The sequence below is a fragment of the Neobacillus niacini genome (assembly GCF_031457145.1).
GTDB lineage: Bacteria > Bacillota > Bacilli > Bacillales > Cytobacillaceae > Neobacillus > Neobacillus niacini_J.
Genome location: NZ_JAVDVZ010000003.1, coordinates 271,997 through 293,191, shown reverse-complemented (window position 1 = coordinate 293,191; position 21,195 = coordinate 271,997). Strand labels below are relative to the sequence as shown.

At 37.6% G+C, this 21,195-nt stretch carries 18 protein-coding genes; 8 read left to right on the top strand and 10 right to left on the bottom strand.

All coding sequences use genetic code 11. The features are described from left to right. Window positions 1-314 precede the first annotated feature (314 nt). The 5 genes from J2Y03_RS10440 to J2Y03_RS10420 form a co-directional block, all read right to left on the bottom strand. The gene (locus J2Y03_RS10440; protein ID WP_310193636.1) at window positions 315-1,433 is read right to left on the bottom strand and encodes a Ger(x)C family spore germination protein; all 1,119 of its coding nucleotides are present in this window, start codon (window positions 1,431-1,433) and stop codon (window positions 315-317) included. Further along, complete coding sequence (locus J2Y03_RS10435) at window positions 1,430-2,527, bottom strand: GerAB/ArcD/ProY family transporter (RefSeq protein ID WP_310193634.1); 1,098 nt, start codon at window positions 2,525-2,527, stop codon at window positions 1,430-1,432. Before J2Y03_RS10435 ends, J2Y03_RS10440 begins: the two co-directional genes overlap by 4 nt. Continuing rightward, window positions 2,527-4,071: a spore germination protein gene (locus J2Y03_RS10430; protein ID WP_310193632.1), complete on the bottom strand. Its 1,545-nt coding sequence runs from the start codon at window positions 4,069-4,071 to the stop codon at window positions 2,527-2,529. The genes J2Y03_RS10435 and J2Y03_RS10430 overlap by 1 nt, the downstream gene beginning before the upstream one ends. Before the next feature lie 235 nt (window positions 4,072-4,306). After that, window positions 4,307-4,759 carry a threonine/serine exporter family protein gene (locus tag J2Y03_RS10425; protein ID WP_310193629.1) on the bottom strand — a complete coding sequence of 151 codons (453 nt, stop codon included), beginning with the start codon at window positions 4,757-4,759 and terminating at the stop codon, window positions 4,307-4,309. A 13-nt stretch (window positions 4,760-4,772) separates the two neighbouring features. Next, entirely contained in the window at window positions 4,773-5,534 is a 762-nt protein-coding gene (locus J2Y03_RS10420) for a threonine/serine exporter family protein (protein ID WP_310193626.1), read from the bottom strand. Window positions 5,535-5,797: 263 nt separating this feature from the next. Here J2Y03_RS10420 and J2Y03_RS10415 point away from each other — a divergent pair, with 263 nt between their 5' ends. Beyond that, window positions 5,798-7,000, top strand: a complete 1,203-nt coding sequence (locus J2Y03_RS10415) for an MFS transporter (protein WP_396954189.1) — start codon at window positions 5,798-5,800, stop codon at window positions 6,998-7,000. A 25-nt stretch (window positions 7,001-7,025) separates the two neighbouring features. Here J2Y03_RS10415 and yfkAB read toward each other — a convergent pair whose 3' ends face one another. Then, window positions 7,026-8,144: a radical SAM/CxCxxxxC motif protein YfkAB gene (gene yfkAB, locus J2Y03_RS10410; protein ID WP_310193620.1), complete on the bottom strand. Its 1,119-nt coding sequence runs from the start codon at window positions 8,142-8,144 to the stop codon at window positions 7,026-7,028. Window positions 8,145-8,327: 183 nt separating this feature from the next. On the opposite strand from yfkAB, the gene J2Y03_RS10405 reads away from it, so the two are divergent. Continuing rightward, complete coding sequence (locus tag J2Y03_RS10405; RefSeq protein WP_310193619.1) at window positions 8,328-9,116, top strand: formate/nitrite transporter family protein; 789 nt, start codon at window positions 8,328-8,330, stop codon at window positions 9,114-9,116. 116 nt (window positions 9,117-9,232) lie between these two features. Here J2Y03_RS10405 and recQ read toward each other — a convergent pair whose 3' ends face one another. Beyond that, window positions 9,233-11,368 (bottom strand): DNA helicase RecQ, encoded by a 2,136-nt coding sequence (gene recQ, locus J2Y03_RS10400; RefSeq protein WP_310194006.1) that lies wholly within the window; start codon window positions 11,366-11,368, stop codon window positions 9,233-9,235. A 59-nt stretch (window positions 11,369-11,427) separates the two neighbouring features. Between recQ and J2Y03_RS10395 the strand changes: the two genes are divergently transcribed. After that, entirely contained in the window at window positions 11,428-11,727 is a 300-nt protein-coding gene (locus J2Y03_RS10395; RefSeq protein WP_310193618.1) for a hypothetical protein, read from the top strand. Between the two features lie 37 nt (window positions 11,728-11,764). Here J2Y03_RS10395 and J2Y03_RS10390 read toward each other — a convergent pair whose 3' ends face one another. Together J2Y03_RS10390 and J2Y03_RS10385 are read right to left on the bottom strand one after the other, a co-directional pair. Then, window positions 11,765-13,330 (bottom strand): fatty acid--CoA ligase, encoded by a 1,566-nt coding sequence (locus tag J2Y03_RS10390; protein WP_310193615.1) that lies wholly within the window; start codon window positions 13,328-13,330, stop codon window positions 11,765-11,767. A gap of 16 nt (window positions 13,331-13,346) precedes the next feature. Then, the gene (locus J2Y03_RS10385; RefSeq protein ID WP_310194003.1) at window positions 13,347-14,492 is read right to left on the bottom strand and encodes an acyl-CoA dehydrogenase family protein; all 1,146 of its coding nucleotides are present in this window, start codon (window positions 14,490-14,492) and stop codon (window positions 13,347-13,349) included. A gap of 695 nt (window positions 14,493-15,187) precedes the next feature. Here J2Y03_RS10385 and J2Y03_RS10380 point away from each other — a divergent pair. The 5 genes from J2Y03_RS10380 to J2Y03_RS10360 all read left to right on the top strand — a co-directional run bounded on the left by J2Y03_RS10380 (window position 15,188) and on the right by J2Y03_RS10360 (window position 19,578). Then, on the top strand, window positions 15,188-16,150 hold the full coding sequence (locus J2Y03_RS10380; RefSeq protein WP_310193614.1) for a D-2-hydroxyacid dehydrogenase: 963 nt from the start codon (window positions 15,188-15,190) through the stop codon (window positions 16,148-16,150). A 16-nt stretch (window positions 16,151-16,166) separates the two neighbouring features. Further along, on the top strand, window positions 16,167-17,105 hold the full coding sequence (locus J2Y03_RS10375; RefSeq protein WP_310193612.1) for a glycerophosphodiester phosphodiesterase: 939 nt from the start codon (window positions 16,167-16,169) through the stop codon (window positions 17,103-17,105). A gap of 251 nt (window positions 17,106-17,356) precedes the next feature. Further along, on the top strand, window positions 17,357-17,857 hold the full coding sequence (locus J2Y03_RS10370) for a hypothetical protein (protein ID WP_310193610.1): 501 nt from the start codon (window positions 17,357-17,359) through the stop codon (window positions 17,855-17,857). Window positions 17,858-17,906: 49 nt separating this feature from the next. After that, entirely contained in the window at window positions 17,907-18,908 is a 1,002-nt protein-coding gene (locus J2Y03_RS10365) for a DUF3231 family protein (protein ID WP_310193609.1), read from the top strand. Window positions 18,909-19,170: 262 nt separating this feature from the next. After that, entirely contained in the window at window positions 19,171-19,578 is a 408-nt protein-coding gene (locus J2Y03_RS10360; RefSeq protein ID WP_310193607.1) for a DUF1761 domain-containing protein, read from the top strand. 160 nt (window positions 19,579-19,738) lie between these two features. On the opposite strand, the gene J2Y03_RS10355 is transcribed toward J2Y03_RS10360, so the two are convergent. After that, the gene (locus J2Y03_RS10355; protein WP_310193605.1) at window positions 19,739-21,184 is read right to left on the bottom strand and encodes an RNA-guided endonuclease InsQ/TnpB family protein; all 1,446 of its coding nucleotides are present in this window, start codon (window positions 21,182-21,184) and stop codon (window positions 19,739-19,741) included. Window positions 21,185-21,195 lie beyond the last annotated feature (11 nt).

Below are 21,195 nucleotides of genomic sequence, written 5' to 3'. Positions count from 1 at the left end.
ATTCTGGCATTCTGCTTATGTTTTAAAAGTAAAACTATTCACACTGGATCGGCTTCGGAGCCGTAAGGATGTAAGAGAGGTAGGGCTTACGTCGTTTAGGTCTAAAACCATCAGGTGGAACAGTAACCGCGGCAAATTGGTCTTTTAATACCATTTATTATATATAAATTTTTACCTTGCGATGGCTAATCATCGAAACAACCATTCACAAGTTACTATAGTGATCCCATTTGGATCAAAAGCAAAAGAAGGCAGAGGATTATAATCCTCTGCCTTCGTCCAATTTTGAAGTGCTTTTTTATATTTTCAAAGCGTTATTGGATGACAGCCCCATTAGCGATAATGTCTATTTTTACAGATACATTGACATCAGCTTCAGCCAATTCCTTTCCCCAATTATTTTCTACCTTTTTATAATGGTCATATTGGTAAGCACGGGCATAAAGTCCAAGTCCGATAGGATCAATCTCTTTTTTTTGGATTTTTGTAATGAGGTCCATTATTTGTTTTTTCAACTCTTTTTCAATTTGCTTTTTTAGCTGTTCTTTATCTAACTTATCCTCTGGAAATAATCGTTCTACTATATTGATGGACATTTTAACTTTAATATCAAAATGAAATTTGTTCTGCTTATATCCAGATTTTATCTTCGTTTTTACTCTACTTTCAGAAAAACTTATCATATTTTTATGGAAGATATTTTTCTCATCTCCGGTTGGAAGGACTGGAATTGTAAAGGTAACTTCCTTCCTCTTTTTATTCTGTAACATCAATAACAGCGATGATTCACGCATATTTAGAAATTGAGCATATTTCCCTTTTTTATCAAGAAGAGATATTCCTGTTAGCTCCAGTTTTTTTCCTTTTTTCACCTCCCAAATAAAAGGAGTCATCGCCTTATCACGCATCTCCCTGTGCAGTTCTTGAAGAGTACCTTTTACTGCTCTCGTTCGATCATAATTCTTATCAATCACTGCTTTTAAATGTAACGATAATTGAGGTATCTCTTTTGGTTGATGAGAAATCACTTCTGTAACAGGACCATTAACCGTTACTACTCTTGTACTCATAGAAAATGTAGGATTTCGATATACAGTATCCAATATCGGAAACCAATCTTCATGTTGGAGGACACGTTTTCCCACTAATAATACTTGAATTTTTCCAGCCGTTACTTCTCCTGTTGTCAAAGCGTCAAAAAGTCTTCTTGAATCTCGTATTGTTTTCGCCTTTACTTCATATGCTTGAATTCCTTTCTTTGCTCCACCACCAAAAACTGGATTTATTTCATAAAAGACAAGGTTATTTTCATCATCTAGATCAATACCAATGACTAAGGCAAGTGTCAAATCCTCTAAAGGAGCTTTACTGCCACAGCTAGAAAGGATGACGATAAGGAAAATGAATAGAGTCGCATGACACCAACGTTTCATTTAAGGGCCCTCCTTTTAAGGCGAGAATAAAGCCCGAGATATACCCATAAACATAGAGGAAAAGCATACACAAGTATTAGACTAATAGGCTCGATTCCTTTTTGAAACTGTGTATTTTGGTCAAAAGTTTGGGGTAAGAAAAAAACATAGACAATGTTAAGAAGTAATAACCAACCTACATATTTACTGTGATCTTGTTTACCAAATAATTGACTGGTAGAAAATACAGTCGCAAAAAAAAGAGGCAGGACCGTTGTAGATATGACAAATATATACAAAGAAAGAAAGACTATTTCCAACCGTTCCAAAAATTTAAATTCAACTATTTTTAACAGATTAATGGTCGGCTCTTTATATTGGGTAATTTCATCTGGACTATAAAAAGTAAAAGCAACGATCGTAACAATTAAAAATAAGACTAACGTAAGGGTATTGGCAATGAATATTCCGATGGACGCTTTTTGTTTATTTTGCAAAAAAGGATAAAGGAAAAAGGCGATTTCAAATCCTAAAAAGGAAAAAATCGTTGTTCTTACCGCTGTAAGTATTGGTTTCCATCCTTCCTTAATAATGGGAAGCAGGTGAAGCCAGTGAGCTTCTTTTAAAGGAGTGAAATAAAAGAAGAGCATCCATGTCGTCATAAAGAACACCAATTCAGCATACCTGCCTAATATCGTTATATTATTTCGAACAATCAGGTAGCTGGGAATGGATAAGAGAAACAGTAAGATAAACAAGTCTGTTTGGGGCAAAATCCAAAATTGGATAAACAGTCCTTCCCGAATAAAAACGATAGCGCCTAAAAAAGCGAAATACAAAACGAAAATAAATGCAGCGATTTTCCCTAACCATTTTCCAAAATAATGAGTTAAAAGATCAATAATCGTTCCATTAGGGTAATTCTTCATCACCTGTATAATGATTAAACTAGCTAGTGTAGAAAATACCCAGCCAATAATGAGCGAAATCCAGCCATCTGTCCCAGCTTTTTCAGCTAATTCACGTGGCAATGTTAAAAGACCGACCCCAACCTGGACACCATGAATTAAAAATATATATTGCATGAACGTAATTTGATTTTTTGTATATTTCATTACTGTTCGTCACCCTTTGGACGATTTGAATTCGCTTTTTTCTTTTGAATAGCTCTTGTACTTTCAGGGCGCTTTATTATAGCCCACTCTGGAAACCGAATAAATAGATCCTTCCAATCTGGAAAGCGTAATGGAGCGATTGGACTGCCATAAGGTGTACCTAATGATTCGAGTGCAATAAAATGGGCAATTAATGTCATTAATCCAACTGTGAGTCCCACAAATCCGAATAATGATGCTGCGATCATCATTGGAAATCGGAGCATCCGAATGGCTGCGCCCATATCGTAATTCGGAATAATAAACGAAGCGATTGCAGTCAATGCTACGACAATCACCATGATATTACTTACAATCCCTGCCGCTACAGCCGCTTGGCCAATGACAATACCGCCGACGATACCAACTGTTTGACCAATTTTTGCAGGAAGACGTATACCTGCTTCACGCAGCATTTCTAATGTTATTTCCATTATGATTGCTTCTATAAATGGCGGAAACGGAACTCGCTCCCTGGATGCAGCGACGGATAATAGCAACTTTAAAGGAATGATTTCAAAGTGAAAGGAAATCACGGCAATATAGGTTGCCGGTAAAAATATGGCAACAATAAATCCCAAATATCTCATGAGGCGAATAAAGGATGCCACTATCCACCGTGCCCCATAATCATCCATACTCTTGAAAAAAATTTCAAACGTTGCTGGTCCAATTAGGACATTTGGAGATCGATCCACTACTGTCACAATTCTCCCCTGTAATATTTCTGCAGCAGCAAAATCAGGACGCTCCGTTAAAAATAGTTGCGGAAACGGAGAGTAGGGATTATCCTCAATATATTCTGATAAGGAAGCGGCATTTATAATACTATCAACTTCGAGTTTGTTTATTCGGTCTACAAGCTCCTTCAATACCTCTGGATTTGCAACATCAGCTAAATACATAATTGTAAGCTTCAAATTCCCTCTTGCACCAACGGTCATTTCCTTCATTTTCAACTCGCGGTTTGGAATATGGCGGCGAATCATAGCGATGTTGTTACTTCCAGTTTCTGTGAACCCTATATGTTCACCTCTTAAGGAAGACTCAATGGTAGTATCCTCAATTCCTCTTTGTGGCCATCCCTGTGTATCAAAGATGAATGCCTTAATCCGCTTATCAATAAATAAGACACTATTTCCTTGTAAAATCGCACTTTCAATTTCCTGCCAAGCATTTTTTTCTTTTACATGACCAAGTGATACCTGTACTTCAAAGTCTTTCTCCTCCTTATTCGCTTCGAATAAGAGCGGGCTCAAAACATGATTATGAATGGTCTTTGTATCTGTAATACCGCTTAAATAAACAAGAGCTGCAGGGCACTTTGTTTGTTTTATGACAAAGTTCTTCACAACCAAATCAGGAGTCTCGCTAAAAATCTTCTGTATTTCTGCCATATTCTCCAATAACAGTGGACTTATGAGGTTTTTAGTGATGTCATTGTTCTGTATTTGGAATGGTGTTTGTTGCTTCTTTTTATTACGATATTTTCGAAAAAAAGCCATAGAGAAAACCCACCTATTATGGAATAAGATAGGTTAGTTTGTATCTTTATATGGAGGGATATTCAATATAATCCATTTTTAACTAATTTAGGGGTCAATAGAGGTTTTAGGAGAAAGAAGCTGACTCAAAAGGTTGTTAGAAACCATTCTCAAGTTACGATAGTCACCACTCGAACCAAAAGCAAAAGAAGACAGAGGAATTAAATCCTCTGCCTTCGTCTAATTTTTGAGTTGATTACACCCTCATCGTCCTACTAGCACCTTTTATTTTACGGACTACTTGGTTAATTACTTCTGAAAATACGAGACCAAATGCAATGGAGCCAGACAGCATGATTACTTTTGCACCTAATGTTAACGCAGTAAAATAATCGTCCTCTACAAATTTCCTCATCGTGTCATAAGCCAGTCCACCTGGAACTAAGGGAATGATTCCAGCGACACTAAAAATAATAACTGGCGTTTTATAAAATTTAGCGAGCTGTTGACTAACGATACCAATAAAAAGCGTCGCTCCGAAAGTTGCGAAAACCGCCTCTCCCGTATAGCTTTCCGATAAATAGTAAATAATCCAGCCACCCATTCCAACTAAGCCGCATTTAACTAATGTATTCTTCGGTGCATTAAATATCACTCCAAAGGCAGCTGTTGCAAAAAAGCTTGTGAGTAGTTGTCCAATTATGTCCACTTTTTGCCTCCGTTTATATAAATGATAAAACAACCGCAATTCCTGATCCGATGGCAAATGCCGTTAGAACGGCCTCCGCACCCTTTGATAATCCCGAGACTAAATGACCAGCCATTAAATCCCTCACTGCATTCGTAACTAATAGTCCAGGTACCAAGGTCATGACCGAACCAATGATAATTTTGTCCAACTGGTGCCCAATTCCTAGTTCAATAAAAATTAATGCGAGTAACCCAATAATGAAAGATGCTAAAAACTCCGAGAAAAACTTGATAGGGACAAAACGGTGGAAGTATAGAAAACCCAGATATCCCAAACCTCCCGTTATCATGGCTGGGATAAAGTCATTCCACTCCCCCCTAAACATGATCATAAAACAGCCGCTGGCAATAGAAGCAGCTGCAACCTGAACCATGAATGGGAAAGTTACATCCAAAGCGTCTAATTCCTTTAATAGAATTAATGCTTCTTCCAGGTTGGTCTCACCTGAGGTGATTTTTCGCGAAATGCTGTTTACCATGGCCACCTTTTTTAAATCAGTTGACCGTGATAATATTCGAATCAACTTCGTTTTAGTCGGTTCAGAACCCTCTGCAGAAAAGATAATTCCCGTTGGAGTTACATAGCTATGTGTTTTATCAATTCCAAAAGCTGCAGCAATCCTCATCATTGTATCTTCAACACGATAGGTCTCCCCGCCGCTTTGCAGCATGATTTTCCCAGCTAGTAAGCAAACCTCGATAATATCGTATGTTTCTGACTTTTGATTTTCCATCTTACTATCACCACATTTATTCTTTCTTCCTATGATTTCCTAAGTTTAATCAAAAACCCTTTTTTTATCAATAAAAATAGGGCCTTTCCCATATCCTAATATTTTAATTAAAGTTACTTTTTGGCAATATTCACATAATTACTTTTCAATTGCTAGAAGCTAATCAACAGGTAATATTACTTTCAAACATTTATACCTTATTGTAGTATTTAGGAAAGCGAAATACTTACAGAAAGAAGTGGAATGGCATGACTAAATCGGAGATGGCTAAACGTAATATCGTCATCATGTGGTTTTCTAACTTCTTTGTTGCCGGCAGTATGACGATGGTTCTGCCATTTATTTCGTTATACATAAAGACCTTTGGAGATTTTTCAGAAAAATACGTGCAGCATTGGTCAGGCATAACGTTTGCGGTAACATTTGTATCCGCTTTTATCTTTTCACCCATTTGGGGGAAAATTGGCGATCGTTATGGAAGAAAAAAAATTCTCATTTTTACTGGGATTGGAATGGGATTTTCAATATTTCTAATGGGGTATGTCCAATCCGTTTGGCAGCTTTTCCTGCTTCGGCTTTTGATGGGATTTTTCACAGGCTTTATTCCAATGTCACAAGCCTTTATTTCCACCCAAACTCCAAAAGAAATAGCTGGACGTGTACTTGGGACATTACAAACAGGCAGTATAACGGGTTCACTGCTTGGCCCGATGCTTGGTGGGGTTTTAGCGGATTCACTAGGATACTCCTTGACCTTCAAGTGGACTTCCATTGCTATTTTTGTTTCCGGTCTGCTTGTTTTTGCAACAAAGGAATATGTAATTGAAGCGAAAAAGGGAACCAAATCACATTATTCCAGTAAAGAAGTATTAGCACATATACTTAAGAATCCGGTGCTACTAACTGTTCTATTCATTTCAGCTCTTGTACAAATAGCCCACTTTAGCATTCAACCCATTTTATCTTTATTTGTCACCGAATTGCATGGATCTACCAACATTGCTTTTTATTCAGGGATTGCTTTTTCAGCTGCGGGATTAGGTAACCTGCTGATGTCAAGAAGTTGGGGTAAGATTGCGGATAAGCACGGTTATATAAAAATTCTTGTCATCCTCCTGTTTGTATCAGGCATCATTTACCTTCCTGGTGCTGCGGTTACGGACTTCTGGCAGTTGGTTATTATTCGCTTTGCACTTGGAATTGCTATTGGCGGGATTATTCCAGTCCGTATTGCTTATATTCGACAAGAGGCTCCAATTGCAATGCAAGGTGAAGTTCTTGGCTACAATACTAGTTTACGGTTCCTTGGAAATATTATTGGTCCATTGTTAGGCGGATTCATTTCAGGTTATTTAGGATTCTCCGCTGTATTTATTAGCACAAGTGCATTATTAATCGTTAGTGGAATCATTCTGTTTATCTCGATGCACCGTCATCCAAAGCTCGTCAAACATCATACAACATAGAAAAAAGCAGGTATCTCCTGCTTTTTTATTTGCTTATTTTATTTTGGTGGTTGGAAAAGTCTATATTTTGATAATAACTGTTTTTGACTAAAATATTTGGACCAAGGCAAGACACAGCCGGACAATGACAACTCAATTCCTTAGCGGTTGTGGTGGATTGCCAGTTTTCATATGCATCCACTAGCTTGGTATCAACGACATTTCCCAGTGCTGGGGTATCACCAAAGTCAGTGACGATAATGTCTCCATTAAAAATATTGACATTCAATCGGGAACGACCATCAGGATCATTTCTGAGGGTTACATTTTGACTTTGATAGAGTCTAGTTAAAAGTTTTAAATCCTCGGGATTATCACTGCAAGCATAAAAAGGAAGCGTACCAAAAAGCATCCATACTTTTTCATCACGAATATCTAGTAAATGATGAATGGCTTCCCTAATTTCATCAAGTGATAATGATTCGAGATTACTAGCAAAATCACTTGGGTACATCGGGTGAACCTCATGTCGTTGACAGAGCATCTCGTCAACAATTTGGCGATGTATTTTTTCAAGATGAGGAAGTGTACGTTTGTTAAGCATCGTTTCCGCAGATACCATCACACCTGCCTTCACTAGTTCCCTGCTATTTTCTATCATTCTGGTAAAATATTTTTCCCGCTGTTTGTAATCCGGTTTGTTTGCCATCCTTGCAAACCCGCCCTCGACGAAATCATCGACTGTGCCCCAGTTATGTGAAATATGTAAAATATCCAAATAAGGAATGATTAATTCATAACGTGCTAAATCAAGGGTCAAATTCGAATTGATTTGCGTCCGAACACCTCGTTCATGAGCATATTGTAAAATAGGTACCACATAGTTTCTGATAGAGGAAAGAGACAGCATTGGTTCTCCCCCAGTAATACTAAGGGAACGTAAGGTAGGAATCTCATCTAACCTATGCAAAAGCAATTCAAGCGGAAGTGCCTCTGGATCTTTTGTTTGAAGGGTGTATCCTACTGCGCAATGTTCACAGCGCATATTACATAAGGTTGTTGTCGTAAATTCAATATTAGTTAGTTGGGGCTTTCCGTATTGCTGTATATCATTATATGCTTCCCACGGGTCATAATCAGGGGTTATTTTTTTAAATTCGGACATAGTAAACTCCTTAAAATCAATATTAGAAAAACCACTTCATTATAGCTGAAATATAGTTTTTATGGCTATTTTAAAGCTTTTAAAAATCTTATGTAATGAATGTATCTATTATTCTCCATGCATATTTTAATGTAACCCGATTAACACTAAGAAAATGTTAATGGTGAATGGTGGGAATACATAATGGAAATGCAGCCGTTAAGTGAAGTGGAAAAATTAGCATTAAAGAAAGTTAAAATCTTTAGGCAAAGCCTGTTACGATACATTCTAAGAGCCATGCTTGCCAGTATGTTTATCGGTTTTGGAGTAATTGTAGCTTTTAAGACAGGGAACTATTTTTATTTAGAACATTCACCTTTTGCTTATCCAATGGCTGCTCTAACTTTTGGTTCTGCCATAATATTAATTGCTTATGCTGGAGGGGACTTGTTTACTGGTAATACCTTTTATTATACCTACACAGCACTGCGTAGAAAGATGGCCTGGAGCGAAGTAACCAAGTTATGGATTAGCAGCTATGTAGGAAATATTTTAGGCGCCGTTCTCTTTGCCTTTATTATTTATACAACTGGCCTATACGAAGAATCATCCGTAAATGGTTTTTTATTGAGTGTCGTAGAAAAGAAAATGCAGGTTCCAACGGTAGAGTTGTTTTTTAGAGCGATTCTTTGTAATTGGCTTGTTTGCTTAGCTTTTTTTATTCCGTTGGGACTGCAAGGCGACGGACCGAAAATGTTTTCAATGATTCTGTTTGTATTCTGCTTTTTCATTTCCGGCTATGAACACAGTATCGCCAACATGTGTACCTTCGCTATTGCTTTAGTATTAAATCATCCTGGAACCATTTCGTGGGCAGGAGTTATTCATAATCTAATCCCTGTTACCATTGGCAATTTATTTGGTGGTAGTCTACTAATGGCGTGGATGTATTACTTTGTTAACAAACCGTTTCTGGACGAATATAAAGAATAAACAAGAGCCGTATTTCTGATACGGCTCTTGTTTATCGACAAATTCCCGGGAAATAAGTCGGCAGACGACAGTCATAGTAAGAATATTCCAAAAATAAGTGTAAATTAATATAACTCTTATTTATCTTTATTTTTTTTGCTAAGAAAGTAAAGATATCCCTTAATCATAAAATAGCTTACTTCTTCTGGCAGCTGCTCTTTAATTGGCTTTAGTCGATCTCTACCAACCTCTTCAACTGCTTTTTCCATCAATCGGATAAATTCTTCAGGAATGAGTCTGTTGAAATCTACTTCCATTCCTTGTTGAGCACACTGTATTAAATGACTTTCAACGGTGCTTATGGCTAACTCACGTTTTTCTGAAATCTCCTCTATGGTTAAGTTTTGCTGGTGTAACTGAAAGGTCTCCAAATGAGAGTCTCCAACAGCCTTTTTGGCTGCCTTTTTCGGAGCAGCTGCTTTGATTAGCTCTGGCTGGCGGTCTGGATGAGCTTCGCAAAACTGACGTATCGCTTGAATAAAATCAAGACCATATTTCTTAAGCTTAAGTTCCCCTACACCACTCACATTTAAAAATTCTTCACTCGACTTTGGCAATTTGGCACACATGTCCTTTAGCGCTGCATCAGAAAAAATGACAAATGGCGGTACATTCTCTGTTTCTGCAATCGCTCTTCTTACTTCTCTTAGAATTTCAAATAGCGGGTCATCTTTTGAAATTTCTTTTACTTTAACTGTTTCTCTTCGCTGCACTTGTTCCTTTCCAAGCAAAACGTCTTTTCCTTTTGGAGATACATACATGGTTGGAAATTGTCCTTGTTCAATCGCGATTAAATCCTGTGAGATTAAGAATTCAATAAAGCCGGTGACTTCTTTCAACCCTTTCTCCTTCAGAATTCCATAAGTAGTAAGCTTGTCAAAACCCAGTTCCGTTACTTTTTTATTTTTCGAACCTGTTAAGACTTGAGCCGTTAGTGTTTTACCGAATCGCTGGCCCATCCGAATCATACAAGACATCACCATTTGTGCTTCTTTTGTTACATCGATGCTAGTTCGTGAATCAAGGCAATTACCGCAATGTCTGCACTGCTCAGTCTCTGTTTCTCCAAAATATTTTAATATAAATTCTTGAAGACAGTTTTCTGTATGACAATAATCCACCATCTGCTGTAACTTTTCGAGTTCTTGAGTCATTCTTGTTCGGTCGCTGGATTGATCAATTAAAAAACGCTGAACTTGCACATCCTGGGAGGAATAAAGAAGAATACATTCACTCTCGAGTCCGTCTCGCCCTGCACGACCTGCCTCCTGATAATAGCTTTCCATATTTTTTGGAAGCTGAAAATGGAGAACGTAGCGGATGTTGGACTTATCAATTCCCATCCCAAAGGCGGAAGTCGCAACCATTACGGAGGCTTCATCTTTTAAAAATCGATCCTGCTCACGTATGCGCTCGGCATCCCCCATCCCTGCATGATACCTGGCTACATTGATATTTTGTTTCTTCAGTCTTTCGTAAAGCTGGTCAACATTCTTCCTTGTGGCTGCATAGATTATGCCCGCCTCTTTTTCATTCTTTTTTAAATAATCTCTTAAAAAAAGAAGCCTGTCTTGACCTTTAATAACAGAAAAAGTAAGATTCTCTCGTTCAAAGCCTGTAATAATCGAATTCTCTTCGTCAATATCTAGTGTTTCGCAGATATCTTCTCGAACCCTTGGTGTTGCTGTTGCAGTAAGTGCTAATACATTGGGTTTCTGTGGAAGATTGTAGACCATTTTCTGGATATGGCGGTAGCTTGGGCGAAAATCATGTCCCCATTGTGAGATACAGTGAGCTTCATCGACCGCAACTAATGGAATATCCATTTGTTTCAAATCCTCAATAAATTCTCGTGATTCTAATCGCTCGGGGGCTATGTATAGGAGCTTGTACACGCCCTGCTTTGCTTCCCAAATTCGTTCATTAGCTTCCTTAAAATTTAATGAACTGTTAATAAAAGTTGCAGGAATTCCTACCTGTACGAGGGCATCGACTTGATCCTTCATAAGTGAGATTAACGGGGATATGACAATCGTGGTACCTGGTAGAACAAGTGCAGGAATTTGATAACAAATAGATTTCCCGCCGCCAGTCGGCATGACACAAATCGTATTTTCTCCAGCTAAAACGGATTGGATAGCAAGCTCCTGCCCATTTCGAAAGGATGAATAACCAAAATGAGATTCTAATAACTGTTGAGCTTTCTCGAACAACAAATACGTCTCCCCCTTCTAGTAAATAATCTTTTATCATTATACCTTAGATTTTAGGTATGTGGATTCGTTGGAAGGAAATTTTCATCGTAGGTTTTGGGTATGCGAGAGTAATTCTTGTTATGCGAGAATATTTTCCGCCATCCGAGAATATTTCTTGCCACCCGCTAGTATTTCTCGCCATCCGCCAGTATTTCTCGCCATCCGCCAGTATTTTCTGCCATCCGCCAGTATTTTCCGCTATCCGCCAGTATTTCTCGCCATCCGCCAGTATTTTCCGCTATCCGCCAGTATTTTCCGCTATCCGCCAGTATTTTCCGCTATCCGCCAGTATTTCCGGCTATCCGCAACTAATTTAGAAAAGCTGCCGGGAAAACTCCCCGGCAGCCACCTAACTCATCTTCCCTGTGTAAACAGCTCTTCTAACTGTTTCCGCAGTACAAACTTTTGGATTTTTCCACTTGCATTCCTAGGCAATGCCTCACAGAAAACATATTTACGCGGACGCTTATAATTGGCAAGACTATCACTGTTTTTGCAGTATTCATCCAACTCCTGTTCAGTTAGCAGGGGATTTTTTTTCACGACAAAAGCTGTAACCGTCTCACCCCAGCGGTCATCCGGCTGACCCACTATTGCTACATCTAGGACACCGTCATGTGCATGCAAAACATCCTCTACTTCACGTGGATAAATATTCTCCCCGCCACTGATAATCATATCGTCTACACGGTCATTGACATAAAGAAAACCCTCTGCATCTAAATAACCAATATCTCCTGAATGATACCAGCCTTTATACATCGATTTTTCCGTTGCCTCGTCTCGATTAAAGTATCCTAGCATCATGCAAGGACCTTTGACAATAATTTCACCTGTTTCTCCAACTGGAACGACATCATCTGGATCTGATGGTCCATCTTCTCGTGTTCGAACCACACGAATATCGTGATTCAAAGCAGCCTGCCCAGCTGACCCTGCTTTTCTAAGTTGGTCATCCTGTGATAGGAAGGTAATTGCTGGTCCCATTTCTGTCATACCATAGGCTTGAACTAACCCAATAAAAAAGTGGTCATGAAGAGCATGAACGAGTGACGGTGCCATCGGCGCTGCACCATACAAGCCAAGTCTTAGACTTTCTGTATTATATTGGCTTAAATCTTCCTGCAGCAGCATATTCCACATGGTCGGCGCTGCAAAAAATTTCGTAATTTTTTCTTGCTGAATCAATTGGAGAATTACTTTAGGATTAAATTGATGAAGTATCACGTTCCGTCCACCAACATGAATTCTAGGCAAAAAAGCACAATGAAGCTCTGCACAGTGGAACATTGGAGCAGTTACAAGGCCTACATCTTCCGCCTCTAGCTTTTGAGCTGCAATACAGAGTACACTTTGGTCTACCATATTGCGATGGCTATGCATAACCCCTTTTGGTCTTCCAGTCGTCCCGCTTGTATAAATAAATGCATAAATGTCATTTTCATTTACTTCTGCCTGAATATCTTTGCTTGAAGCAGCTGCTATTTTTTCCTGATAGCTAGAAGCATACGCTGGCTTTTCTTCATCGATAAACCAGAAGGAAGTAGCTTCAAAACGATTTTCGATAGCTGAAATCACTGGTTCCAATGCTTTTTCAAAAAGAACCACCTTAGGCGTTGCATCAGATAGTATAAAGGCCACTTCTTCAGGCATTAACCGGAAATTAATTGGATTAAAAATGGCACCAAGTTTCGCACAAGCAAAAAAGGCTGTTCCTAATTCTTCCGTATTAAACATAAAGGTAGAAACTCGATCACCCTTTTTTACACCTTCCTTCACTAACGCATTCGCCAAACGGTTGACCTGCTCACTCCATTCTTTATACGTATAACGGACATTTTTCCTAACATCATAAATAGCTTCCTTATTCGGAAATCTTTTCACTGTTAAATCAAAAATTTGTCCAATAGTAGTTGTCAACCAAATCTCCTCCTATTTATAAACCTAGATTTTTTGCAATAATCGTTTTCATGATTTCGTTCGTACCCGCGTAAATACTAGAAACTTGAATATCACGGAACCTTCTCGCAATCTCGTATTCTTCCATGTATCCATAGCCGCCATGAAGCTGGAGACATTCACCTGCAATTTTCTTAGCTGTATCTGTCAGCCTCCATTTCGCCATGGAAACTTTAGTCACCACATTTTGACCATCCATATGTTCTACTATTAATTGGTCTAAGAAGGCTCTCCCCATCTCAACCTCTGTGGCCATTTCGGCAATTTTAAACTGTGTATTTTGGAATTGGCTGACTGGTTTTCCAAAGGCTTCACGGCTTCTCACATATTCAATCGTCACCCGAAGCATAACCTCAGCTGCTGTCTGAGCCGCGATTGCAACAACAAGCCGTTCCTGCTGGAGTTTATCCATCATATAGAAAAAGCCTTTACCTTCTTCGCCAAGTAGATTCTCCTTTGAAACTTTGCAATCCTCAAAAATTAACTCAGCAGTATCCTGACAATGAAGACCAACCTTGTTCAGCTTTCTTCCTCGTGAAAAACCAGGAGTATCTCGTTCAACTAAAAGCAAGCTGACACCTTTATGCTTTGGAACTGCGTTCGGGTCTGTTTTACAGGCGACAAGGATAAGATCAGATTGAATCCCATTTGTAATAAAGGTCTTTTGCCCATTTAGTACATAGTGGTCCCCATCAAGCTTGGCGGTTGTTTTGATATTGGCAAGGTCTGACCCTGTACCGGGTTCCGTCATCGCAATGGCCGTAATCAATTCCCCGGTCACACAACGAGGCAGCCAGCGCTGCTTTTGCTCCTCTGAACCAAACGTATTAATATAAGGGACAACAATATCATTATGCAGTCCAATTCCCACTAGACCTGAACCTACTCTTTCTAACTCTTCATTTATTACAACAGAAAAACCCCAATCAACCCCGCTGCCACCATATTTTTCCACTAAATCTGGACATAGGAAGCCCTGCTCCCCCATTTTTCTCCAAAAGGAACGGGGAATCATTCTCTCCTCTTCCCATTGATCATAAAAAGGTACAGCCTCTTTCTCTAAAAATTTCCTTAAAGACTTTCGAAATATTTCATGGTCGTCAGTTAAATATGGATGTTTCATGATTAACGCCCCACTTCCCACTTTTAATAAAGCGCTTTCATAATAACGGTTGCTTAACGTTTTTGATCCTCCAATGGTAATCACCTTTCGGACTTTACATTCTCAACCTATTGTACCAAATGTAAAGAAAATTTAGAATATTACTGTAGGAATTATTTAATTCTTTTTTATTCTATGTTAATAAAGTCATAGGTCTTTTTGCGATTGGAAATCAAATTATTAGCCATGTTACTGAAAACGGTACATATACCGTTTATGTACTAGATGGATTCGAACAAGAAGTAGTACAAACAATTACTATCGAAAATATCAAAAAAGAAACAGTTCCAACGCCAGTTGAAAAACCAACTACAACGCCGACACCAGTAACAAATACTACACCTACACCTGCACCTCAAGTAAAAGCAACCGGACATTCTATTCCAAATACAGCCTCTCCTGCTTACAACTTTGTTGCAATTGGTTCAATCGTTCTTTTAGCTGGATTTGTTACTTTACAGGTACAAAAAAGACGCAGACAAGAGTTTTAATTGAATGATGAAAGGATAGCCCTCCTTAGTCAGAGGACCTGACCTTTCTTTTTTAACTCTCTGTCTTTCTTCCTTTACTTCTAATTTTCTATGATAATCGTTATCATTTTTTAGTAAATTCAGGTATCATGAATTTAGGAGAAGTCATCAATTTGGAGGAAACCTATGGATAAGAGAAAAATAGTTATTACTCATGATTTAGATCAAAATCTTATTAATCAAATAAAAGAAGTCATTCCCGATTGGAATATCATAATAGGAAAAGACGAGGATATTTGGCAAGAGCATTTACATGATGCCGAAATCATAGCGGGCTGGAAAAAGGGTATTGAGGAAGTTCTTCTCTCTCCCAATTCAAAGCTTAAATGGCTGCAAACCTGGAGTGCAGGTGTCAATAACTTGCCGCTAGAATCCTTAGAATCAAGAAATATTATTGTAACCAGTGCTAATGGAGTACATGCGTATCCTATATCTGAAACTATATTTGCTTTTATGCTAGGTTTAACGAGGAAGATTCATACATATGTCAATAACCAACAAGCAAGAAAATGGCACCATTCGGGAATGAAGCTGGAAATGCATGAAAAGACAGTTGGTATAATAGGTGTTGGAACTATCGGCAAAGAAGTTGCAAAAATTTCAAAGGCATTTGGAATGAAGGTGCTCGGCGTTCGCCATTCTGGTAAACAACAGCAATTCGTCGATGAAATGTATACCACTAATCAATTAAATGAAATTCTTCCTAGCTGCGATTATGTTGTAGTCACACTGCCTCTCACCAAAGAAACCCATCGTTTATTCGGCTCCAAACAATTCGACCTTATGAAATCTTCAGCTTTCTTTATTAATATCGGACGTGGCGAAATTGTTAATGAGGAAGCTTTGATACACGCGTTACGAGAGGGAATTATTGCTGGTGCCGGTTTAGATGTGTTTGAAAGAGAACCACTTAGCGTTGATAGTCCTTTATGGGATATGGAAAATGTAATCATCACTCCTCACACCTCTGGTTCAACTGAGCATTATAATCAAAGAGTTATTAAAAATATCTTAATACCCAATTTAAAAGACTATATTTCTGGTGTTCAGCCTTCTGTTAATCTTGTTGATTTTTCAAAGGGCTATTAGAAGAGGAGCAGCAACTATGCAACATGTCACAGTTGAAAAGGTGAAAAGAGAGAATAAAGTGTTACTATCTTTAAAAATGATCGTTGCCGCCATATTTATTTTCCTATTAGTAATTAATTTATTCCCAGTCAAACAAATCAAACAAAAGGCCTTTTTTAATCATAATCGTCCATTAGTCATTGCCCATCAAGGTGGGGAGCTATTAGCACCATCTAATACAATGACAGCATTTGAGAATGCCGCTAAATTGGGGGTTGATGTCCTCGAAACGGATATCCATATAACAAAAGATGGTCACTTAGTTGCTATCCATGATCCAACGGTTGACCGGACAACGAATGGAAAAGGTGCGGTGGCAGACCTGACCTTAGCAGAAATTCAAGAGCTTGATGCCGGTTATCATTTTAAAGATTTAGAAGGTAAATACAGTTATCGTGGTAAAGGTGTCTATATTCCAACGGTCGATGAGATGTTTCAAGCATTCGGAAATATGAAAATTGAAATTGAAATCAAAGACGACAATCCTCCCGAAAGAATAGACGAAATTTCCTCAAGTTTATGGAACCTGATTGAGAAATATCAAATGGAAGATAAAATACTTATAGCTGCTTTTGACCAAGATATCCTTACAACGTTTGAAAAGTATGCCAAAGGTCGTGTTGCCATATCTGCTGGAAGACAAGAGGTTAAAAGCTTTGTTGTCTTTCATAAATTCTTTTTACGAAATCTTTATGTACCGAAAGTGGATGCTTTTCAATTACCTGTGGAAGACAGCGGCTTTGACTTAACGGACAAAAGATTAATCAATGGGGCCCATCGGCTCGGAATGGAAATCCATTACTGGACGATTGATGATCCACGAACAATGGAACAGCTTATTGATGCGGGAGCGGATGGAATTTTAACGAATCGACCTGATTTATTACTAAAGCTACTTGAAGAAAAAGGAATGTAAGAAGTTCCTCTATTAATTGGATATCTGTTCAAAGACATGAAAGTCTAAACTCCCTCTTTTACAACTTTTTGAGACAAGAAAGTCTAAACCAAAAATAAGCGCTATCCTTGTTACAGGATAGCGCCTGATTGCGGAAGATCTTAATAAAAAAGAATCAATATTTCACCACTATTTCTTCTTATCCTAACCTGGCCTCGATAATTGAATAAGGAAAGAAACATAACTTCCTCTACTACATAGTATTATCTTCCATGGGAAATACTAAAACTATTACAAATAATAAGGACAATATGATTATGACTGATAAGTTAGAAGCTATTCTATGGAGTATAGCTCTCCCAGGCTTTGCTCAGTTATTAAATGGGAAAATCATTAAAGGAATCACTTTTATTTTTTTGGAGGTCCTCGTTAATATTAATAGTCATTTTAATATTGTGATTTTGTATAGCTTTCAAGGAAATATTAGAGAAGCAATCGAAGCAACAAATTACCAATGGCTAATGTTCTACCCCTGTCTATATATGTTTGCTATGTGGGATGCTTATAAAGATGCCGGAGGAGAAACTCCCCCTTATTCATATCTTCCTTTTGTATTTGGAGCCTATTTTGTAACAATTGGGCTTATTTACTCTCATTCATTTAAATTAGGACAAATTTTAATTGGACCTGTGTGGCTTCCAATTTTGTCTTTAATCCCAGGATTATTGGTTGGGAATTTTATAAAGTGTCTGTTAATGCGATTTAAAGTTTAATGAAAATGCTTATTATTTGTAGTAAATATGAAAAATGGAGGATTATATGATGAAGCAAAAACAGGCTTTAAGTTCAAGTGAATTAGGAACATTGTGGATGACCTATCAAGAAAAAACAATGATACAAAGAATGCTTGAATATTTTATAGAACAAGCAGATGACAATCAAGCTAAAGAAATTATGCAAAATACTCATATGAAAATTATTAACTATATTGAAGATATAAAAACTATCTTTAAAAATGAAGGTGCTGTTATTCCTGTCGGATTCACAGAGCAAGATGTTAATACTGGCGTACCCAAGCTGTATGACAACATGTTTGATATTATGTTTCTTCGTCTTCTTCAAGCAATAAGCATGGGGTTACATACACTTCATCTAAATATGTCATATCGCAAAGATATCGTTCTTCTTTATAAAGAATTAACTGAGTTTACCCAAAGTGGTTACGATGAATGTGTGGACTATTTGCAAGAGAACGATGTTTTGCTTCGTCCTCCTGCTGTAACTATGCCAAAGTCTGTGGAGTTTGTAGAGGGAACGAATTATATGAGTGGTTTTAACTTATTTTCTGAAAAACGTGCATTGAATACAGTTGAAGTATCACATTTATATCACGCAATTGAATCAAATATTATTGGCATGCAGTTGATAACGGGGTTCGCACAAGTGGCAAATGAACCCGAAGTAAAAAAATACTTCATAAAAGGAAAAGAATTAGCTAAAAAAATTGTGACTGATAATACGCAATTATTTCTTCAAAGTGATATTCAACCACCTTCAACATGGGGGGCAAATGCAACAGACTCAAAAGTAGCTCCTTTTTCAGATAAACTGATGATGTACTGTACCAGTATGTTTTGTAGCTTTGGTTTAGGAAGCAGTGCATTAGGAACAGCATTTAGTTTACGAAGTGACCTCCCATTAAAAATGGTTAATGAAGCAAAAGACATATTAACTTATGGGCGGGAGGGTGGAAAACTTATGGCGAAAAATGGTTGGCTTGAAGAACCACCTCAAATGCAGGATAGGAACGCTTTAACTAAATAATCAAGATGCGATTACTGAAATAATACAAGCTCTCCTTACTATTTAGGAGAGCTTTATTATTTTACTTTTAAAAAATATTGATTAGGGGTTCGTTTATCTTAAACACCTATTACTGCTCCTTCTAACTCTAACTGCTCGTTACTTTAAGTGCAAAATTACAATTGCCTTTATTCACCGAATATTTACTATGAACGCTTTGTTTTGAGTACTTCTCATGTTATAATTTACCGAATACACAGAATATTTTAAAGGGGTATATGGAATGGATTTCACAAATATAAGTATTTTCGCCATTATTTTAGCAGTTGTCGCAAACATGGTAATTGGTGCCCTCTGGTACTCACCTCTCCTTTTTTCTAACATTTGGGTAAAAGCCTTAGGAAAAAAAATGGAGGATATTGATCCGAAAGGTGCATACGTGGGCTATGGATTAACCACACTTGGCGGGATTTTCACAGCAGTTGTTCTATCTTTGTTCATAAATTTACTAGATACTGTTACCATTTTAGATGGAGCATTATTTGGGTTTTTAATTGGTCTAATTGCAGCTTTTAGAGAATTATCTCCTACCTTTTTTGAAAGCCGAAACTATACTCTATTCTTCATCAGTGCAGGCTATCACATCGTAGCCCTAACCATCATGGGAATCATTATTGCAGCTTTCGTCTAATGAACACTCCCCCACCTCAGCAAGCTTTGAGGAGGGGGTTTCTAATGTATCGAACCTAAAAAAACGGAACGATTAACACTAGCGGAGTTGACACATCGGCGATCTATTTACGCCCAACCCCTCTATCCCATTGGTCTTTCCTTTGAGACTTCTTTTTTAATTAAACGGTCAATGTTTGTGGATGAAACAACTGAACGGAATGTAATGTGATTTCCTTTTCAAGCATTTGCAAAATTGCCTTTTTCATTATGTTCGAAGCTCCATTTACATCTGCATTAAGAAGAACGCCTTCCTTGGATCGATATAATCCGCGTTTCATTCGTTTTCCAGAAAAGGAGTGCTTCTTTCCTTTTTCGTAAACAGGAACGTTATCTCCATCAAGGAAGCTAGCTTTTGATGTGTAGGATTCTTCTGTCACCATGACTCTAATTCCGTATTCCTTAGCTTTATATGTGATCATGCTAATAAGCATACTGTGAGGAATATGAACAAACGATTGGTTGTTTTTCTTGCCAATGTTCACTTCTTGCTTCCAATCTTTATTTTGTCCAATGATGATAACAGAAACATATTCTTCTACCGCGGTTTTTACAATATGGTAACTAGCTTTATGGAATATGTCTTTAAGTTTCAAACTTCTATTTTGATGTAATTTCTCCAATCTATTGGAAGTAAAAGGTCCTTCCTTTCTTTTCTTACCTTGACGTAAAATGCCAAGATAATGAGCTTTCATTTTGTTGTAGTATTGATTAATGGATTTAACGTTTTTGCCCTTTACCAAAATAGGTCTTCGACCAGTGTTGGTAACAATGGTTGCAAGGTTATCAATTCCAATATCAATCGACATATATCTTTCGTTTAACATCATTTCTTCTATTGATTTAGGGACATCAACAACTAATTCCACAACATATTGACCATATTTAGGAATCACTCGAACCTGCTTTAGTTTTCCATTCACAACGCCTAGTTTACCAATGTTTAGTTGTTCCCTTGTCTTTGGAATTTTCAAATACTTATTGTTTTTTACAACACAATCTTGGTTGGTAAATAACACTTCTTTTTCTTGGGACCGGCTGTATCCAGGAATTCTTGGTCTTCCATTGAACTTAGTCGGATTTATCTTATACTCTTTTAAACTTTCAAAAAACGATTTCCAATTTTGAAACACTGATTTCATAACACCTTGGCTTGATTGAACAGGGAGTGACCGGTAATCATTTTGAACAATCACCTTAAAAAGAGCATCTAAAAAGTTGTAATCTACATATGGATTTTCTTTCGTAGGTGTCTTAAACAGATTGCACTTTACATCTTTTCTTGTTTCTACCGGTTTCAACTTTTCTATTTCCCTTTTCTTTTGATAAGCATGCAATTGGACATCATTCATTTTGCCAATATTATCTTGAATGGTTGATAACACTTCTTTTTGAAGAGGTTGAAGTTCTTTGATTTGAGTTAAAGCTGTATAAACTTGTCTGTAGTAAAAATTTGTCGTGTTGTAAATATTCTTCGCAAGCTCACATGAAGTTTTAAAATAGGAATGCATACGATGCTCATTTTTTATCCAAATTTGATAAGTTTTATAGTGCTTTTCCATTGTCATATTTCCCACCC

What these genes read in the sequence shown, in the direction of transcription:
- J2Y03_RS10440 (WP_310193636.1), bottom strand. Translation starts at nt 1,433, where the DNA reads ATGAAACGTTGGTGTCATGCGACTCTATTCATTTTCCTTATCGTCATC.
- J2Y03_RS10435 (WP_310193634.1), bottom strand. Translation starts at nt 2,527, where the DNA reads ATGAAATATACAAAAAATCAAATTACGTTCATGCAATATATATTTTTA.
- J2Y03_RS10430 (WP_310193632.1), bottom strand. Translation starts at nt 4,071, where the DNA reads ATGGCTTTTTTTCGAAAATATCGTAATAAAAAGAAGCAACAAACACCA.
- J2Y03_RS10420 (WP_310193626.1), bottom strand. Translation starts at nt 5,534, where the DNA reads ATGGAAAATCAAAAGTCAGAAACATACGATATTATCGAGGTTTGCTTA.
- J2Y03_RS10415 (WP_396954189.1), top strand. Translation starts at nt 5,798, where the DNA reads ATGGCTAAACGTAATATCGTCATCATGTGGTTTTCTAACTTCTTTGTT.
- yfkAB (WP_310193620.1), bottom strand. Translation starts at nt 8,144, where the DNA reads ATGTCCGAATTTAAAAAAATAACCCCTGATTATGACCCGTGGGAAGCA.
- J2Y03_RS10405 (WP_310193619.1), top strand. Translation starts at nt 8,328, where the DNA reads ATGGAAATGCAGCCGTTAAGTGAAGTGGAAAAATTAGCATTAAAGAAA.
- J2Y03_RS10395 (WP_310193618.1), top strand. Translation starts at nt 11,428, where the DNA reads ATGTGGATTCGTTGGAAGGAAATTTTCATCGTAGGTTTTGGGTATGCG.
- J2Y03_RS10385 (WP_310194003.1), bottom strand. Translation starts at nt 14,492, where the DNA reads ATGAAACATCCATATTTAACTGACGACCATGAAATATTTCGAAAGTCT.
- J2Y03_RS10380 (WP_310193614.1), top strand. Translation starts at nt 15,188, where the DNA reads ATGGATAAGAGAAAAATAGTTATTACTCATGATTTAGATCAAAATCTT.
- J2Y03_RS10375 (WP_310193612.1), top strand. Translation starts at nt 16,167, where the DNA reads ATGCAACATGTCACAGTTGAAAAGGTGAAAAGAGAGAATAAAGTGTTA.
- J2Y03_RS10370 (WP_310193610.1), top strand. Translation starts at nt 17,357, where the DNA reads ATGGGAAATACTAAAACTATTACAAATAATAAGGACAATATGATTATG.
- J2Y03_RS10365 (WP_310193609.1), top strand. Translation starts at nt 17,907, where the DNA reads ATGAAGCAAAAACAGGCTTTAAGTTCAAGTGAATTAGGAACATTGTGG.
- J2Y03_RS10360 (WP_310193607.1), top strand. Translation starts at nt 19,171, where the DNA reads ATGGATTTCACAAATATAAGTATTTTCGCCATTATTTTAGCAGTTGTC.
- J2Y03_RS10355 (WP_310193605.1), bottom strand. Translation starts at nt 21,184, where the DNA reads ATGACAATGGAAAAGCACTATAAAACTTATCAAATTTGGATAAAAAAT.